Origin of the sequence: Polynucleobacter sp. MG-6-Vaara-E2 (genome assembly GCF_018687695.1) — a bacterium.
Classification (GTDB): domain Bacteria; phylum Pseudomonadota; class Gammaproteobacteria; order Burkholderiales; family Burkholderiaceae; genus Polynucleobacter.
The window spans coordinates 426,357-442,462 of record NZ_CP061303.1 but is presented as its reverse complement, the minus strand read 5'-3'; the positions used below and the strand labels follow the sequence as shown (position 1 = coordinate 442,462).

General features: G+C 46.4%; 18 protein-coding genes and 2 tRNA genes. 10 read left to right on the top strand and 10 right to left on the bottom strand.

What is annotated here, in order from left to right; all coding sequences use genetic code 11:
• The first annotated feature begins 3 nt into the window (after window positions 1-3).
• The 9 genes from ICV38_RS02375 (at window position 4) to ICV38_RS02335 (ending at window position 9,663) form a co-directional block, all read left to right on the top strand.
• Window positions 4-1,680: a glycosyltransferase family 39 protein gene (locus ICV38_RS02375; protein ID WP_251368185.1), complete on the top strand. Its 1,677-nt coding sequence runs from the start codon at window positions 4-6 to the stop codon at window positions 1,678-1,680.
• Window positions 1,681-1,692: 12 nt separating this feature from the next.
• Entirely contained in the window at window positions 1,693-2,859 is a 1,167-nt protein-coding gene (locus tag ICV38_RS02370; RefSeq protein WP_215382159.1) for a DegT/DnrJ/EryC1/StrS aminotransferase family protein, read from the top strand.
• 41 nt (window positions 2,860-2,900) lie between these two features.
• Entirely contained in the window at window positions 2,901-3,863 is a 963-nt protein-coding gene (locus ICV38_RS02365; RefSeq protein WP_215382158.1) for a glycosyltransferase, read from the top strand.
• On the top strand, window positions 3,864-4,733 hold the full coding sequence (locus tag ICV38_RS02360) for a formyltransferase (RefSeq protein ID WP_215382157.1): 870 nt from the start codon (window positions 3,864-3,866) through the stop codon (window positions 4,731-4,733).
• 37 nt (window positions 4,734-4,770) lie between these two features.
• On the top strand, window positions 4,771-5,817 hold the full coding sequence (locus ICV38_RS02355; RefSeq protein WP_215382156.1) for a bifunctional UDP-4-keto-pentose/UDP-xylose synthase: 1,047 nt from the start codon (window positions 4,771-4,773) through the stop codon (window positions 5,815-5,817).
• Window positions 5,818-5,837: 20 nt separating this feature from the next.
• The gene (locus tag ICV38_RS02350; RefSeq protein WP_215382155.1) at window positions 5,838-6,755 is read left to right on the top strand and encodes a polysaccharide deacetylase family protein; all 918 of its coding nucleotides are present in this window, start codon (window positions 5,838-5,840) and stop codon (window positions 6,753-6,755) included.
• Window positions 6,756-6,803: 48 nt separating this feature from the next.
• Entirely contained in the window at window positions 6,804-7,271 is a 468-nt protein-coding gene (locus tag ICV38_RS02345; RefSeq protein ID WP_215382154.1) for a peroxiredoxin, read from the top strand.
• 231 nt (window positions 7,272-7,502) lie between these two features.
• The gene (locus tag ICV38_RS02340) at window positions 7,503-9,149 is read left to right on the top strand and encodes a PhoH family protein (RefSeq protein WP_215382153.1); all 1,647 of its coding nucleotides are present in this window, start codon (window positions 7,503-7,505) and stop codon (window positions 9,147-9,149) included.
• Window positions 9,130-9,663: a C40 family peptidase gene (locus ICV38_RS02335; protein WP_215382152.1), complete on the top strand. Its 534-nt coding sequence runs from the start codon at window positions 9,130-9,132 to the stop codon at window positions 9,661-9,663. The genes ICV38_RS02340 and ICV38_RS02335 overlap by 20 nt, the downstream gene beginning before the upstream one ends.
• A gap of 11 nt (window positions 9,664-9,674) precedes the next feature.
• Here ICV38_RS02335 and dnaB read toward each other — a convergent pair whose 3' ends face one another.
• The 6 genes from dnaB to ICV38_RS02305 form a co-directional block, all read right to left on the bottom strand.
• Window positions 9,675-11,072, bottom strand: a complete 1,398-nt coding sequence (gene dnaB, locus ICV38_RS02330) for a replicative DNA helicase (protein WP_215382689.1) — start codon at window positions 11,070-11,072, stop codon at window positions 9,675-9,677.
• Window positions 11,073-11,139: 67 nt separating this feature from the next.
• Window positions 11,140-11,592 carry a 50S ribosomal protein L9 gene (gene rplI / locus ICV38_RS02325; RefSeq protein WP_215382151.1) on the bottom strand — a complete coding sequence of 151 codons (453 nt, stop codon included), beginning with the start codon at window positions 11,590-11,592 and terminating at the stop codon, window positions 11,140-11,142.
• Between the two features lie 13 nt (window positions 11,593-11,605).
• A complete protein-coding gene (gene rpsR / locus ICV38_RS02320) occupies window positions 11,606-11,878 on the bottom strand; it encodes a 30S ribosomal protein S18 (RefSeq protein WP_068948002.1) in 273 nt (90 codons plus the stop codon).
• 15 nt (window positions 11,879-11,893) lie between these two features.
• On the bottom strand, window positions 11,894-12,187 hold the full coding sequence (gene priB / locus ICV38_RS02315) for a primosomal replication protein N (protein ID WP_215382150.1): 294 nt from the start codon (window positions 12,185-12,187) through the stop codon (window positions 11,894-11,896).
• 59 nt (window positions 12,188-12,246) lie between these two features.
• Entirely contained in the window at window positions 12,247-12,621 is a 375-nt protein-coding gene (gene rpsF / locus ICV38_RS02310) for a 30S ribosomal protein S6 (protein WP_215382149.1), read from the bottom strand.
• 124 nt (window positions 12,622-12,745) lie between these two features.
• A complete protein-coding gene (locus tag ICV38_RS02305; protein ID WP_215382148.1) occupies window positions 12,746-13,795 on the bottom strand; it encodes an asparaginase in 1,050 nt (349 codons plus the stop codon).
• Between the two features lie 59 nt (window positions 13,796-13,854).
• Here ICV38_RS02305 and lexA point away from each other — a divergent pair, with 59 nt between their 5' ends.
• Window positions 13,855-14,574, top strand: a complete 720-nt coding sequence (lexA, locus tag ICV38_RS02300; protein WP_215382147.1) for a transcriptional repressor LexA — start codon at window positions 13,855-13,857, stop codon at window positions 14,572-14,574.
• A gap of 77 nt (window positions 14,575-14,651) precedes the next feature.
• Here lexA and ICV38_RS02295 read toward each other — a convergent pair whose 3' ends face one another.
• The 4 genes from ICV38_RS02295 to pgsA all read right to left on the bottom strand — a co-directional run bounded on the left by ICV38_RS02295 (window position 14,652) and on the right by pgsA (window position 16,088).
• Entirely contained in the window at window positions 14,652-15,113 is a 462-nt protein-coding gene (locus ICV38_RS02295) for a hypothetical protein (protein ID WP_215382146.1), read from the bottom strand.
• 84 nt (window positions 15,114-15,197) lie between these two features.
• Window positions 15,198-15,271, bottom strand: a tRNA-Cys gene (locus tag ICV38_RS02290).
• Window positions 15,272-15,320: 49 nt separating this feature from the next.
• Window positions 15,321-15,396 (bottom strand) — tRNA-Gly (locus tag ICV38_RS02285).
• A 116-nt stretch (window positions 15,397-15,512) separates the two neighbouring features.
• On the bottom strand, window positions 15,513-16,088 hold the full coding sequence (gene pgsA, locus ICV38_RS02280; RefSeq protein ID WP_215382145.1) for a CDP-diacylglycerol--glycerol-3-phosphate 3-phosphatidyltransferase: 576 nt from the start codon (window positions 16,086-16,088) through the stop codon (window positions 15,513-15,515).
• Between the last annotated feature and the right edge of the window lie 18 nt (window positions 16,089-16,106).

The following is a 16,106-nucleotide window of genomic DNA, read 5'->3' as shown; positions in this document are numbered from 1 at the left end:
AATATGCGTCGGTCATCCGCCCTGCACCTTGGCAAGATTCTGCTCTTAACCATCATTTATGTATTGCTATGGTTTGGCACGATGAACTATCGCCACCTCATCCCATCCGATGAAGGGCGCTATGCAGAAATGGCTAGAGAGATGCTGGTTACAGGTGATTGGGTTACTCCTCGCTATAACGGCTATAAATATTTTGAAAAACCCCCATTACAAGTTTGGGCAACTGCTGCAACATTCCAAGCTTTCGGCATTGGTGATTGGCAAGCGCGGCTTTGGACAGCACTCACCGGGTTTTTAACTATTTTGGCAATTGGCTTTACAGGCGCTCGCATTTACAACCCAAGAGCGGGGTGGATAGCGGCGCTAGTTTTAGCTTCGAGCCCGATGTGGGTCATTAGCGGCCACTTCAACTCTCTTGATATGGGCCTGTCAGCATTTTTAGTTGCAGCTCTGTGCAGCCTCTTGTTAGCACAAACCTCTCACAATAAAACAAGTAGTCGTAACTGGATGTGGGCTTGTTGGGTTTTTATGGCGCTTGCAACCCTATCCAAAGGATTGATTGGCGCCGCAATACCTGCCATGGTTTTTATTGCCTACTCAATTAGTGCGTGGGATTGGAAAATTTGGACTCGCTTAAGATTATTTAGCGGAATTGTTATCTACTTACTCATCACAGCCCCATGGTTTGTATTGATTGCCCAACGCAATCCAGAGTTCTTGGAATTTTTCTTTATCCATGAACATCTACAACGCTTTACTCAAGATACACACAGCAGAACCGGACCCATTTATTACTTCGCGCCACTACTAATCATCGGCGCCCTGCCCTGGGTGCTACAGATCCCAGGGTCGATTGCACAGGCATGGCAAGAACGTAGACGCGAGTTCTCTAGCGGATGGTTATTGGTATGCTGGTTTGCAATCATCTTTACCTTCTTTAGCGTGTCGCACTCTAAATTACCTGGCTACATCATCCCTATTTTTCCAGCACTTGCATTGCTCACCGGTAGTCGACTAGATCGTCTGCTAGGACATACCAACTCCATGGCCTTACCTTGGAAATTACAAACTCTTGGATTTGCATTGTTAGGTTGCGTGGGTTTTTTCTTCTTATCGGAAATCGGCAAACAAGCAAGACCAGATGAAATTGAAGCGTATGCCCAATATGTAAATTGGGTCATTGCTGCATTAATTGCCTTGGTTGGATTTAGCTTATATGCCGCCTTTCAATCGAAGCGTAATGGCTTACAAAGCATCGCGAGTTTTGCGAGTGGTTTTTTCCTATGCGCCATCATCGCTGGCACTGGTCACGAAACTCTGGGGCGTGCAGTGTCTGGTATCGATCTTGCTCACCGTGTGAAGACAAACATTCCAACAAATGTGAACTTCTATTCTGTTCGCCTACTAGATCACACCATGCCTTTCTACTTAGGCAGAACGATGATTATGGTTGAAGACCCTGATGAGCTACAGTTTGGTGTGAATCAACAGCCCGATTTATGGCTCCCAACGCTGGATGCTTTCATCACTCGCTGGAGAGAAGACCAAACCGCATATGCGATGATGGTTCCCGAGCAATATGTCGCACTTCAGGCAATGAACTTGCCGATGCAAGAGGTGGATCGTGACTCTCGTAGAGTAATTGTGAAACACCCAGACACCGCAAAGGTGACGCAGTAATATAAGAGCCATATGTCGAACTCCACTACTAACTTTATCCCCTTTACGCGCCCTAGCTTTAATCAAGAAACGATTGATGCCGTTGGAGAAGTATTACGTTCTGGATGGGTGACCTCGGGACCAAAATTGGCGGAATTTGAAGCAACCCTGAGCGAATACTTTGGCGGCCGTCCTGTGCGTTGCTTTGCTAACGGCACAGCAACAATGAAAATTGCTTTGCAAGTCGCAGGCATAGGTGAAGGCGATGAAGTCATCACTACTCCAATTTCTTGGGTGGCAACTTCCAATGTCATCTTGGGTGTTGGTGCTAAACCTATCTTCGTCGACATTGATCCGCTAACTCGCAATATTGATCTCAACAAAGTAGCAGCAGCTATCACCCCCAAGACTCGCGCCATCATGCCAGTGTATCTGGCAGGCCTACCAGTTGATATGGATCAGCTCTACGCTTTAGTAAAGCAATATCAGCTCCGCGTGATTGAAGATGCTGCGCAAGCTTTTGGCTCGCAATGGAAAGCTAAGAAGATCGGGAGTTTTGGCGACCTCGTGAGCTTTAGCTTCCAAGCCAATAAGAATCTCACCACAGTTGAAGGTGGTTGCCTTGTTCTTAACAATATCGATGAAGCCAAACTCGCTGAGAAGTTCCGTTTACAAGGATTAACTCGCCAGGGTATGGACGGTATGGATGTGGATGTTCTTGGCGGAAAAGATAATTTGACTGACGTGAATGCGGTAATTGGTTTGCAACAGCTCAAGCAATTACCAAGCTATCAAACACGTCGCTCTGCATTAGCTCGTCAGTATTTTGATGCAATTCGCAACGAGCTCAAATCTGCTGGATTAGAACATCTCAAATTAGAACTTCCAGTTGAAAACTTTACCGAAAGCAACTGGCATATGTTTCAGGTAGTGCTTCCACTCGATCAACTGAACTGTGATCGTGCCCAAGTCATGACGGAGTTGAAAGATCTTGGTATCGGTACTGGCGTACACTATCCAGCAATCACAGGCTTTACCTTGTATGAAGAACAAGGTTATAAAACGAGTGATACTCCGATCGCAGAACGTATTGGTCGATCCATTCTCACACTCCCTTTATTCCCAGGCATGGCTGATGAGGATATTGGCCGCATCGCCAGTGAATTGGTCATAACCCTCAAAAATCACTGCAAAAATTAGTCTTATTGGGCTAGATTCTCAGAATCAGGCAAAATTGCGGCATGACTGCAAACTTAGTTGCCAACCCAATCCTCAGCATTGTTATTCCTGTATATAACGAGGAAGACGGCCTCCAAGCGTTATTTGATCGCCTCTACCCAGCTTTAGATGCTATTGCCACCAAACGCAATATTGCTTATGAGATCGTTTTTGTAAACGACGGCAGCAAAGACCGCTCCGCTGGAATTCTGGCTAAGCAAGTGGATTTACGCCCGGATGTAACGCGCGCGGTTTTATTTCACAGCAACTTTGGTCAACATATGGCCATCATGGCTGGCTTTGAATATGCAAAAGGTGAGCACATCATCACCTTAGATGCGGACTTACAAAATCCCCCAGAAGAAATTGATGCGCTTACTGAGCAGCTATTAAAAGGTCATGATTATGTCGGCACCGTTCGTGCAAATCGCCGTGATAGCTTTTTCAGAAAATTTGCTTCACGCGCCATGAATCGTTTACGTGAAAACATCACGCGTATCACTATGACAGACCAAGGCTGTATGTTGCGCGGCTACAACCGCCGTATTGTTGACCTTGTTCGTCAATGCGATGAGAACAATACTTTTATTCCAGCCTTAGCTTATACATTTGCTGCAAACCCAATTGAAATTACCGTCAAGCACGAAGAGCGTTTTGCGGGCGAATCCAAATACAACCTCTACCAACTCATTCGCTTGAACTTTGATTTGGTCACCGGCTTTTCCATCATGCCTTTACAGATCTTCTCAATACTGGGCATGTTGCTATCGCTCGCCGCAGGTAGCTTGTTTGTATACCTCCTGGTTCGCCGCTTTGTTCTAGGCGCAGAGGTTGAGGGAGTCTTTACCCTCTTCGCACTCACCTTCTTCTTGATTGGCGTAATGCTCTTTGGCCTTGGCCTCTTGGGCGAATACATTGGTCGCATCTATCAGCAAATCCGCAATCGTCCACGTTACGTGGTGCAAACTGTTTTAGAGAAAAAATAATTGCACGCAGTCGTATTCGCATATCACGATGTTGGCGTCAATTGCCTCAAAGCGCTACTCAATGCAGGCATTCAAGTTGATCTCATAGTGACCCATGAGGATGATCCAAACGAAAACGTTTGGTTTGGTAGCGTTGCTAAACTCTGTCAAGAGAAAAACATCCCTTACATCATGCCAAGTGCTAGCGACTTACCTGGTTTAATTCCAAAGCTTGAAACGCTGGCACCGGATTACATTTTTTCTTTCTACTACCGCCATATGATTCCAGCGCAAATATTGGCATGTGCCAAGATTGCTGCGCTCAATATGCATGGCTCATTACTTCCAAAATTCCGCGGTCGTGCTCCAGTCAATTGGGCCATCTTGCATGGCGAGACTGAAACTGGTGCCACCTTGCATGTGATGGAAGTAAAACCAGATGCAGGTGATATTGTTGGTCAAGCATCAGTAAGCATTGGTCCAGATGAAACCGCTACCGAAGTATTTGGCAAAGTGAGTGATGCCGCTTTAGAGGTCATGCGTAATGTCCTTCCAGAGCTAGTTCAAGGCAGAGTCCCCCGCAAGCCTAATGACCTACAAAACGGCAGCTATTTTGGCGGTAGAAAGCCCGCTGATGGGCAAATTCACTGGAATCAAACGGCTCGCCAAGTACATAACCTAGTCAGAGCTGTTGCACCCCCTTATCCCGGCGCCTTTACGGATCGCGAGGGTACAACAATGATTGTGGCTAGAACGAGTCTAAAAGGGCCTTTTCCAGCTAGTCTGAATCTTGAGGCTACCGGCATCCAAGTGGTTGATAATCGGGTATTCGGCATTTGTGGTGACCGCCAAGCAGTAGAAATCTTGGAGTGGTTTCCAGCAAGCAAATAAGCATTAAATACAATTAGATTAAAACGAGGCAGTAAAGATGAAAAAAGTACTCATTCTTGGTGTTAACGGCTTTATTGGTCACCATCTTTCTAAGCGCATTCTTGAGACAACCGATTGGGATGTCTACGGCATGGATATGCAGAATGATCGCTTAGGTGATTTGATCAATCACCCACGCATGCACTTTTTTGAAGGCGATATCACCATCAATAAAGAGTGGGTTGAATATCACATCCGCAAATGCGATGTGATCTTGCCTTTAGTTGCGATTGCTACCCCAGCTACTTATGTGCAGCAGCCATTAAAAGTATTTGAGCTCGACTTTGAAGCAAACTTACCAATCGTTCGCTCCGCCGTGAAATACAAGAAGCACTTGGTATTCCCATCAACCTCTGAGGTTTATGGCATGTGTGAGGACGGCGAGTTTGATCCTTCTAAATCCAATATGGTTTATGGTCCGATTAATAAGCCGCGCTGGATCTATGCTTGCTCTAAGCAGTTGATGGATCGCGTAATCTGGGGTTACGGCATGGAAGGCTTACGCTTTACCCTCTTCCGCCCATTTAACTGGATTGGTCCTGGCTTAGATAGCATCTACACACCAAAAGAAGGCTCATCCCGTGTAGTGACACAGTTCTTGGGTCACATCGTTCGCGGTGAACCCATTAACTTAGTCGATGGCGGTGCACAGAAGCGCGCCTTTACTTATGTGGATGATGGTATTGATGCACTCATGCGCATCATTGATAACAAAGATGGTGTTGCTAATGGCAAGATCTACAACATTGGTAACCCAAAGAACAATCACTCTGTTCGTGAATTGGCAAATCAAATGCTAGATATTGCTCGCAGCATTCCTGAATACGCTAAGACAGCTAATGATGTGAAGATTGTGGAAACCACTTCTGGCGCTTATTACGGTGAAGGTTATCAAGATGTGCAGAACCGTGTTCCTGCAATTGATAACACGATGAGTGAGCTAGACTGGAAACCAACAACTACGATGGCGGATGCCCTGAAGAATATTTTCGAAGCCTATCGCCAGGATGTTGAAAAAGCCCGTTCTTTAGTTGATAAAGAATAAGAAACATCACTCAAGGATTCATGGCTAAGATTGCACTCAAGGTTGATGTCGATACCTTACGCGGCACCAAAGAAGGCGTTCCCAATCTAGCTAGAACTTTTGAGCGCTTTGGCTTAAAAGCGACTTTCCTATTTAGCCTTGGTCCTGACCATACCGGCTGGGCATTAAAAAGAGTCTTTCGTCCTGGCTTTCTGAAAAAAGTGAGCCGCACCTCTGTCGTTGAACACTACGGCATCAAAACACTTCTCTATGGTGTTCTGCTTCCTGGTCCAGATATTGGCGAAAAGGCAGCGGCAGAAATGCGTGCCATTGATCAAGCTGGTCATGAAACCGGCATTCATACTTGGGATCACGTGGCTTGGCAAGATGCGGTCCGTAATCAAGATTCAACATGGACTAAAGCGATGATGCAACAAAGCTGGGACCGCTTTATTCAAATCTTTGGTCATGCACCGGTGACCTATGGTGCTGCTGGTTGGCAAATGAATGAAGCCGCCTTTGAGCAACTCGATCAATGGGGAATAGCCTATTCTTCCGATGGAAGAGCTGAACCTAATTTAATACCCTATCGTTTAGCGCTTGCCTCAGGCAAAGCGAAGCATGTGCAATACCCAACTACCCTGCCAACCTTTGATGAGTTGATTGGAATCGATGGTGCCGATGAGTTTGGCGCCGTTAAGAAACTCCTAGAGATCACACAAAGCAACCCGAATGACCAAGTCTTCACCCTGCATGCAGAGTTAGAGGGTCAGAAGCTATTACCGGCCTTTGAGCAGCTATTAGCTGGATGGCTAAACCAAGGCCATGACCTCGTTACTATGGGCGAACTGCACCAATCTTGGAAAGCCACCAATCAACTAGATAAAATAGCCGTGTTACCACTAACTTGGGGGGAAATCCCAAATCGCAGCGGTGAACTCATTATTCAGAGCAATTAAATCAGCAATAAAACTTATTACCTATCAGAGACAAACCAAAGGATCATCATGACAGTAACTATCGGCCAACCTATCCCAGAATGTGCTATCCCAGCGACATCAGGCCTCACTTTTTCTCCAGCGTCAGCCAAAGGCAAAAAACTGGTTCTGTATTTTTATCCTAAAGATATGACTCCAGGCTGCACTGCAGAGTCCGGTGAGTTTCGTGACAACATTGAGGAATTTACTAAGGCCAACACTTTGGTTGTCGGCGTATCACGCGATAGCCTCAAGTCCCATGATAATTTCCGCAGCAAATTAGAGTTACCGTTTGAGCTCGTGGCCGATACTGATGAGAAACTATGCCAACTCTTTGGCGTCATCAAAATGAAGAATATGTACGGAAAACAAGTCCGCGGGATTGAGCGCAGTACCTTCTTGTTTGACTCCAATGGCAAGCTTGTACAAGAGTGGCGCGGCCTTAAAGTTCCAGGCCATGTGACAGAGGTATTACAGGCTGCCAAAGCTGCTAAATAATTTTTACAACAATTTGCTTTAGGGTGCTTGCAAACCCCAAAATTTGGGGTAAAGTGATTCATATGCACCGTAAACGACGGGAAAGTCTGACAATCCGTTTGAATCAGAAACCTGAATATCTCATAGCAGGTTCGGGGAGTAACCCCCTCCGTTTTTTAGATGTCGCAACCAGTTTCGTAATAAACCGTCAACGCACTCCGCTTGGCGGTTTTTTCTTTTAGGAGAGTCTGCATGCCATTGCCACCCATCCCAACTCAAATTGCTGACCAAGTGAAGCTCAGTCGGAAAGATACCCCTGACTTGAAGAAACGCCCAGCGCCAGCAAAACCAGTGGTGGTAGAAAGTGCAGATTGGACAAATGATGTGGAGGAAGACTTATCTGCAGCTGAGGTTGCGCTTGAAAAAATCAAAGCAGATCGTAGCCCAATGCGCAATGACATTAAATCAGTTGCACCAGCAAAACCAAAGCGCGTAATCCGTACAGGACCTCCATCCTTGTTCGTACTTGACACCAATGTGTTGATGCATGATCCAAGCTCTTTATTCCGCTTCTCTGAACATGACCTGTTCTTGCCGATGACCACTCTTGAAGAGTTGGACAATCACAAAAAAGGGATGACTGAGGTAGCCCGTAATGCCCGTACTGTTAGCCGCTCCTTAGATCAACTGATTGCTGGTACAAGCGGTACATTAGATGACGGTATCCCCTTAAACAAACTTGGCAATCAAGATGTTTCAGGTCGCCTCTTCTTCCAAACCAAGTTGTCTACCCAAGCATTGCCCGAAGGTCTGCCTGAAGGTAAGGGCGACAACATGATTTTGGCAGTGGTGAGCGAGTTACAAAAAACACGTAATGGTCAAGAAGTTGTACTGGTATCTAAAGATATCAATATGCGCATTAAGGCGCGTGCTTTAGGCTTGCCTGCTGAAGACTATTTCAATGACCAGGTTTTAGAAGACCGTGATTTGATGTACTCCGGAGTAATGGCTTTATCAGCCGACTTCTGGCCAAAGCATGGCAAAGATATGGAAAGCTGGGCAGACTCTAAATCTGGAACGATGTTTTATAGAGTGACTGGTCCCGCCGTACCAAGCATGCTAGTCAATCAGTTTGTTTACCAAGAAAATCCAGACGGCTCAACTCCTTTCTACGCACACGTAAGAGAAATCAATGGCAAGACTGCTCTCTTGCAAACCCTCAGAGACTTCTCGCACCAGAAAAACAATGTTTGGGGAGTTACTGCCCGTAATCGCGAGCAGAACTTTGCGATGAACTTACTCATGAACCCAGATGTCGACTTTGTCACTCTCTTAGGACAGGCTGGTACCGGCAAAACCCTACTGGCATTGGCTGCTGGACTTGAGCAAGTCTTGGATAGCAAACGCTATAACGAAATTATCATTACCCGTGCCACTGTACCTGTAGGCGAAGATATTGGTTTTCTGCCGGGTACTGAAGAGGAAAAAATGCAGCCTTGGATGGGCGCTTTTGATGACAATCTTGAAGTGCTTCAACGGAATGATGATGCTGGTGAATGGGGTCGCGCTGCAACTCAAGAACTCATTCGCTCACGCATCAAAGTGAAGAGCATGAACTTCATGCGCGGCAGAACCTTTGTGAGTAAGTTTGTGATCATTGATGAAGCCCAAAACTTAACACCAAAGCAAATGAAAACCTTGGTCACCCGTGCGGGCCCTGGCACAAAGATTGTCTGCTTAGGTAATATTGCCCAGATCGATACTCCATACCTGACTGAAGGCTCATCCGGTCTTACTTATGTAGTGGACCGCTTCAAAGGCTGGCGTCATGGTGGTCACGTCACTTTGGCGCGTGGCGAGCGCTCACGCCTTGCGGATCATGCTGCCGACGCTCTCTAAGCAATCCCGCTCATGCCGCACTCTCATCGGGTGCGGCATTTTTATTTATGCGGTCCTACTAGTATCGGGATGCAGCACATTTGGAAATAAATCTCACCAAGCCAAGGTTACGCAATTTAAGCAAGACACCAGTGTAGGCACCGAGGATATTTCGATTGCAGCGGTTGGCCTAGTCGATGTGCCCTATCGCTATGGCGGCAATACACCCAAGGGTGGCTTTGATTGCAGCGGGTTGATTGTCTACGTCTATAACAAGGCAGCTGGAATTAAATTACCCCGCACCATTCAACAGATGAGTACTCAAGGCAGAAGTGTGGAGAACCAACCGCCAGCTCCAGGCGATCTCGTTTTCTTTAACACTACTGGTGAAAAATACTCACATGCTGGCATCTATGTGGGTCAAGGAAGATTTGTGCATGCCCCAAGCGCCGGGGGCACTGTAAGACTCGAATACATCACTGCGCCCTATTGGGCTGCAAAGTTTACTGAGGCGCGTCGCATAGTACCTCAGTAAAACCAAGTGTTTTAGAACGGCTCGTAGCCGCCGGATGAATAGCCAATGGATCCCATCGCCAAGTTATCAAACTTGGTATATGGACCTTGCCAGCTTAAGCGCACTGTTCCAATTGGACCGTTACGCTGTTTACCGATGATGATCTCTGCGACGCCTTTATCAGTCGTCGTGTCAGGGTGATACACCTCATCACGATAGATAAACATAATTAAGTCAGCATCTTGTTCAATAGCGCCAGACTCACGTAAGTCTGACATGATTGGACGCTTGTTTGGACGTTGTTCAAGACCGCGATTTAACTGTGAAAGCGCCACAACTGGACACTGTAATTCTTTTGCGAGTGATTTGAGTGAGCGTGAGATTTCGGAGATCTCAGTTGCACGGTTTTCAGAACCAGAGCCACTCATCAACTGTAAGTAGTCAATCACTACTAAACCTAAGGTACCGCCAAAGTTTCTAGCGATACGACGTGCACGTGCACGCAACTCTAAGCTTGATAAGGAACCAGTCTCATCAATCAAAATTTGGGTATTGCTTAAACGCGCAATCGCATCGGTAACCCGTGGCCACTCATCATCTTGCAATTTGCCGGTACGCATACGACCTTGGTCAACGCGCCCTACTGAGCCCAATAAACGGGCTGCCAACTGTTCACCTGACATCTCCATAGAGAACACTACAACTGGCAAACCCTCTGCAAGCGCAACGTTCTCAGCGATATTCAATGCGAATGCTGTTTTACCCATCGAAGGACGACCAGCAACAATCACTAAGTCGCCTTTTTGCAGGCCACTGGTTTGTTTATCTAAATCAATAAAGCCTGTTGCTATACCAGTGATGTCACTTCCACCCTGGCGGTTATAGAGCTCATCAATTCTGGCAACGACTGAGCGCAGCAAAGGCTCAATCTCAAGGTAGTCGGCCTTACGACTACCCTCTTCACCAATTTGCAAAATGCGGGACTCGGCTTCATCTAACAGGGTACGAACAGTTCGACCCTCTGGCACAAATGCTGAATTCACAATACTGTCAGATACCTCAATCAATCGACGCAAAATACTGCGGTCACGAACAATATCGGCATAGCCTTTAATATTCGCCGCACTTGGTGTGTTTTGCGCTAGAGAATTGAGGTAATCAATACTAACCAAATCCCCGCCTTGCTCAGACTTGATGGCGTCATGAACAGTAATGACGTCTGCGGGATGGTTGTCGCCAACTAAGCGCGCAATGACCTTGTAGATCAAAGCGTGTTCAGGACGATAGAAATCTTTGTCGTTTAAGACTCCACCAAGGTTATCCCAAGAGGAGTTATCGATCAGTAGACCACCGAGCAAAGATTGCTCGGCTTCTACAGAATGAGGAGGAACTTTTAAAGCCTGCACGACTGCATCCCCAGGTCCCGACATGCCGGGATTCAGCGTTACGGAACGTGAACGGGATTCAGCCATGAGGCTAGTTTACAGTTCTTAAAACTTAGGCTTGCTCGCCAACTACACGGATAGTGATATCAACCACAACATCGGTATGAACAGCAACCGCTACAGGATGATCACCAACCATCTTCAATGGGCCAGTAGGCATACGGATTGAAGCTTTCTCAATCGCAAAACCTTTAGCTTTCAAAGCATCGGCGATGTCGTGGTTGGTTACGGAACCAAACAAACGACCGTCAACGCCAGCCTTTTGACCGATTTCGAGAACCAAGTCTTTGAGCTTTACGCCAACCGCTTCAGCAGCAGCCAATTTCTCAGCAGCTAATTTTTCCAACTCAGCACGACGTGTTGCAAAATCAGCGATAGCTGCTTCAGTTGCACGACGAGCTTTACGTTGTGGGATTAAGAAGTTACGAGCGAAACCGTCTTTAACGCGAACTACGTCACCGAGGTTGCCCAAGTTTGTTACTTTTTCTAAAAGAATGATTTGCATTGAGGGCTCCCAATTATTTTCTATGTTGATCGGAGAATGGCAACAAAGCCAAGAAACGAGCACGCTTAATAGCAGTGTCTAACTGACGCTGATACTTTGCTTTTGTGCCTGTCAAACGAGCAGGAGTGATCTTGGCGTTTTCGCCAATGAAGTCCTTCAATGTATCTACATCTTTGTAGTCGATCTGTTCTACGCCAGCAACAGTGAAACGGCAATAACGCTTACGCTTGAACAATGGGTTCTGAGCTGGTTTCTTTTTGAAATCGGGTTTCTTTCCAAACGCCATGATGATTTCCTCTTTTTAATTTTTCAATTGAATATGGGTAATATGGAAAACAAGTCTTTGATTACGTAGAGTCTTCGGGGCTAAGAATCCTTCGAACACTGCCTCGGCTCCTAAATCCATTCGCTCTAGATCCTTTTGTATCGGACCAATTGCTATGGCTTCAACGCTCATCTGAATTTTCCTTGCCACTCCTACCTCGCTTGCTTGCCCACTATGTTCTAGCTGGCAATGCATCACCGGTATTCCTGCTGGTGTAAATCGAATCGCGTCTTTAGATACCAAGATTGCAGTGAGGGTGAAATGATTCAACGCCGCTCCGCTTCTCTGATACGTTTTCTAGTCTGTGTATTCCTCTTCAAATTTCTAACTTATTCCGCTGCTACAGGAGCTTCGGACTGAGCTGATTTGCGCGCTTCTTCACGTTGCACTTCTTTCATCATGATGGAAGGCTCAGTTTCAGCTTTCTTAGTCTTGCTGATGAGGTGACGCAAAACAGCATCGTTAAATTTGAACGCATGCTCGAGTTCTTCCAGAGTCTTCTGGTCGCACTCAATGTTCATGCAAACGTAGTGGGCTTTAGCAAGCTTGTCGATCATGTAAGCCATCTGACGACGACCCCAATCTTCAATGCGATGAATTTTGCCGCCCGCAGCTGCTAATGTAGCTTTGTAACGATCGATCATCGCTGGTACTTGCTCGCTTTGGTCCGGATGGACGATAAAGACGATTTCATAATGACGCATCAAACACTCCTTAAGGATAAAGTCACCTGGGCGTCTTGCTAATTTCTGATGGTTTTGAAATCAGCGCCAGTGTGACAAGGTAGTAACAAATTGTAGGTACTGCTCACAACACTTTTTAAAACCCTTACCTAGATTCAGGCAAGACCGCTATTCTAGCAAAAAAATCCTGCCAAGTCAGGGATTTAGAGGTGGCAGAAGCATTTAAGGCTAACTGGAGCGCAATCCTCGCTCTAGGGGCAGAAAGCCCTCCCGCAAGCTGGCAAATCAGGTCATCTTTTGAGTCTACAGTGAGACCGGCGCCCGTTCGCGAGGCACGGACTAATGCAATTCCTTCTACTTGGGCTTGTTTTAAAGGGGCCAACCAAGCCTGATTGAGGCCTCCTAAGCCAGTACCCGCCAAGATTAAACCCTGAACACCTGCCCCAACAATCGCGTCAATGCCCTGTGATCTTGCTCCAGCATGACTAGTCAATATCTCAACCCAAGGCCAAACACCCTCCGGGATTGGCAAATCCTCCACACAAGCCGCCTGAATCGCCTTCACACGCGATAACCATGAGGGGTTAATTAAGCCAATAGAACTAGAAGGCGAGTCCATTAAGGGAGCATTTAAGTTGGAAGTGTGGCGTTTAGCTAAATCTCGCGCCAAGCAAACTTTGCCTGCAAATACGGCATAAACACCGCCAGGGCAGTTTTCTGGGGCAGTAGAAGCCCACTTCAGGGAATCCAAGAGATTCTGCGGGCCATCCGCCTGAGGCGCGTTTGAAGGCAACATGGCGCCAGTCAAAACGATCCGTTTGCTTAATTTTTCAGCAAGCTTGCCGCAGGTGGCACTCAAGAAAAATCCGCTCTCCTCAATGGTATCTGTACCATGGGTAATAACAATCCCTTTTACAGCGGAGTCTTGAAGGGATTCCTTTACTGTATTGCCGATCAGGGTGAGTAGATCTTCACTTAGATCCCGGCTATCGATGTTGGCAAGCTGTCTGGATACCAACTTTACAGATCCTGGAATGCCTTCCTGAATCCGCGCCAACAGGGTATCAATGCCCACTTGACCCGCTTGATACTCGGTTGGGTTGGTTGGATCTTGGGCTAAGCCAGCGATAGTGCCCCCAATACCCAAAACCAAAATATGAGGGGCATTTTCAGAATTGCTTTGGATTGAGCTCATACCCCATTATCACTCCTAAATTACTTGAATTATCAAAAAGTGCTGTATACAATCCCAGTATGGACATAAATACAGTCGATTTTCAAGAGGAGCTGACTGCCCTCCCTAAACTCACTGCACGCCAGGGTGAGATTTTGGATCTTATTACCAAAGCCATTGATGAGAGCGGGTTACCACCCACTCGCGCAGAGATTGCGACGCAACTCGGGTTTGCTTCTGCAAATGCCGCCGAAGAACATTTGCGGGCACTCGCGAAAAAGGGTTATATCGAATTAACGCCTGGCACTTCACGCGGCATTCGCATTCCGCAGCGATTCAATCAAACGCAACATTCCAATAAGTACCGTCAGCTGTCATTGCCATCAGGCGCACTGCAACAACTCACACTTCCCTTAATTGGTCGCGTTGCTGCTGGTTCACCAATCATGGCTGTAGAACATATTGAAAGGCAGGTGCCGATTGACCCAAGCTTATTTAGCAAAGGTGCTGATTACCTATTAAAAGTAAAAGGTATGAGCATGCGCGATGCAGGCATTTTGGATGGCGATTATTTAGCCGTTAGAAAAACTACTGAAGTACGTAATGGCGATATTGTTGTTGCTCGCTTAGACGATGAGGTCACTGTTAAACGTTGGCAACAAAAGAAAACTGCTAACGGCCTAGTGATTGAATTACAAGCTGAGAATCCGGACTTCAAAAATATTGTTGTGGATAGACGTCAGCCCAATTTCGCAATTGAAGGTCAAGCCGTTGGCCTTATCAGGGCTGAGGGGCTATAGGCTAATGCCATTAAATAAAAAGGCCTCCAATGGAGGCCTTTTTATTTGCCCTGAGTAGGACGTCAGTACCTTTACTCCTACCTCTTACTGGGCGCCACAACGTTCGCATTCTTTGGCGAAGAAGTAATGGTGATGAAAGTTTTAGGTCCTGTGAGTGAACCTTCATTTAATTCCATAGTGGCAGTGCGATCACCTTTAGTAAACACCAAAATACTGGTTTTGGATTTCACTGCACTCACTGTTGTCCAGCCTGCGCGCGGATACTCGGATTGAAAGAAAGCATAAATATCAGTTGGTGATTGGACGCCGGATAAAACAACGCGACCTACCCAGTTATCACCACGTCCAATGATTAACGAATCTGCACCAATCATTTTTGCAGCAGCAGGCAAAGGCATATCACCTAAGAGTTGCTGTTGAACCTCTTGCACTTCTTGGGGCGTACCGGTTGGTGAATCACCAGAACTGGCGCAAGCACCTAGCAATGCAGCAAGGAATAATGCGAGGGTGCTAAGCTTTAGAGATTGAATATTGATCATTTTTCGCTTTAGAGAATGGATGAAACTTCCTATAGATACTGAAAGTATTTTAGGTGCTCAACCTTTTTCGTCAAGGGAAATTACTGGAGGCGCGTGAGGGAATCGAACCCCCGTACGAAGCTTTGCAGGCTCCTGCCTAACCACTCGGCCAACGCGCCATATATCTGAATCAAAAATGGGAAGCTTTTTAGGGCTTCCCATCGAACTTGGAGCGGGAAAGGAGGTTCGAACTCCCGACCTATACCTTGGCAAGGTATCGCTCTACCAGCTGAGCTATTCCCGCATAACAGGGCAATAGTTTAACAAACAATCGAAAAGAAAGCATTATTCCAAGGCCAAGGGAAAATTCTAGAGGGTTGAGCCGGTCTCTAAGCCTTGATGGCTATAGAGAAAAAGGAATTAATCGATTTTGCCTGCCAACTGAGGCAAGGCTTTTTTCAAGTAATAAAACATCGACCAAAGGGTTAGAAATGCGGCCACCCAAATCAGCCAAGTGCCAATCTTGGCACAATCTAACCAAGCAAATAAAGTGTCATTCAGCAGAAGAAATGGAATCGCCACTAACTGCGCAGTTGTTTTTAATTTGCCCACCATATGAACAGCGACGCTCTTACCTGCACCAAGCAATGCCATCCACTCTCTTAAAGCGGAGATTGTAATTTCTCGACCAATAATCACTAAGGCGACCCAAACCTGAACACGATCCATATTGAGCAGTACTAATAATGCTGCAGCAACAATTAACTTATCCGCCACTGGATCTAAGAACTGACCAAAAGCCGATTCTTGTTTTAAACGACGCGCTAAGAAACCGTCAAGCCAATCGGTGATAGCTGCCGAGATAAAAATAACAGCTGCAATCAGATTCTTCTCAAATGGAGTAAACCAAGAATTTGGTAGATAGAAGATCGCCACCAGCAATGGAATTGCTGCAACACGCAACCAAGTCAAGGCAATCGGTAAATTGAATGGCATTAGATAAGGATAACCTAA

Excerpts from the sequence above, each read along its gene's own strand:
- ICV38_RS02375 (WP_251368185.1), top strand. The coding sequence starts at position 4 with ATGCGTCGGTCATCCGCCCTGCACCTTGGCAAGATTCTGCTCTTAACC.
- ICV38_RS02370 (WP_215382159.1), top strand. The coding sequence starts at position 1,693 with ATGTCGAACTCCACTACTAACTTTATCCCCTTTACGCGCCCTAGCTTT.
- ICV38_RS02365 (WP_215382158.1), top strand. The coding sequence starts at position 2,901 with ATGACTGCAAACTTAGTTGCCAACCCAATCCTCAGCATTGTTATTCCT.
- ICV38_RS02355 (WP_215382156.1), top strand. The coding sequence starts at position 4,771 with ATGAAAAAAGTACTCATTCTTGGTGTTAACGGCTTTATTGGTCACCAT.
- ICV38_RS02350 (WP_215382155.1), top strand. The coding sequence starts at position 5,838 with ATGGCTAAGATTGCACTCAAGGTTGATGTCGATACCTTACGCGGCACC.
- ICV38_RS02345 (WP_215382154.1), top strand. The coding sequence starts at position 6,804 with ATGACAGTAACTATCGGCCAACCTATCCCAGAATGTGCTATCCCAGCG.
- ICV38_RS02340 (WP_215382153.1), top strand. The coding sequence starts at position 7,503 with ATGCCATTGCCACCCATCCCAACTCAAATTGCTGACCAAGTGAAGCTC.
- ICV38_RS02335 (WP_215382152.1), top strand. The coding sequence starts at position 9,130 with ATGCTGCCGACGCTCTCTAAGCAATCCCGCTCATGCCGCACTCTCATC.
- dnaB (WP_215382689.1), bottom strand. The coding sequence starts at position 11,072 with ATGTCGGGACCTGGGGATGCAGTCGTGCAGGCTTTAAAAGTTCCTCCT.
- rplI (WP_215382151.1), bottom strand. The coding sequence starts at position 11,592 with ATGCAAATCATTCTTTTAGAAAAAGTAACAAACTTGGGCAACCTCGGT.
- rpsR (WP_068948002.1), bottom strand. The coding sequence starts at position 11,878 with ATGGCGTTTGGAAAGAAACCCGATTTCAAAAAGAAACCAGCTCAGAAC.
- rpsF (WP_215382149.1), bottom strand. The coding sequence starts at position 12,621 with ATGCGTCATTATGAAATCGTCTTTATCGTCCATCCGGACCAAAGCGAG.
- ICV38_RS02305 (WP_215382148.1), bottom strand. The coding sequence starts at position 13,795 with ATGAGCTCAATCCAAAGCAATTCTGAAAATGCCCCTCATATTTTGGTT.
- lexA (WP_215382147.1), top strand. The coding sequence starts at position 13,855 with ATGGACATAAATACAGTCGATTTTCAAGAGGAGCTGACTGCCCTCCCT.
- ICV38_RS02295 (WP_215382146.1), bottom strand. The coding sequence starts at position 15,113 with ATGATCAATATTCAATCTCTAAAGCTTAGCACCCTCGCATTATTCCTT.
- pgsA (WP_215382145.1), bottom strand. The coding sequence starts at position 16,088 with ATGCCATTCAATTTACCGATTGCCTTGACTTGGTTGCGTGTTGCAGCA.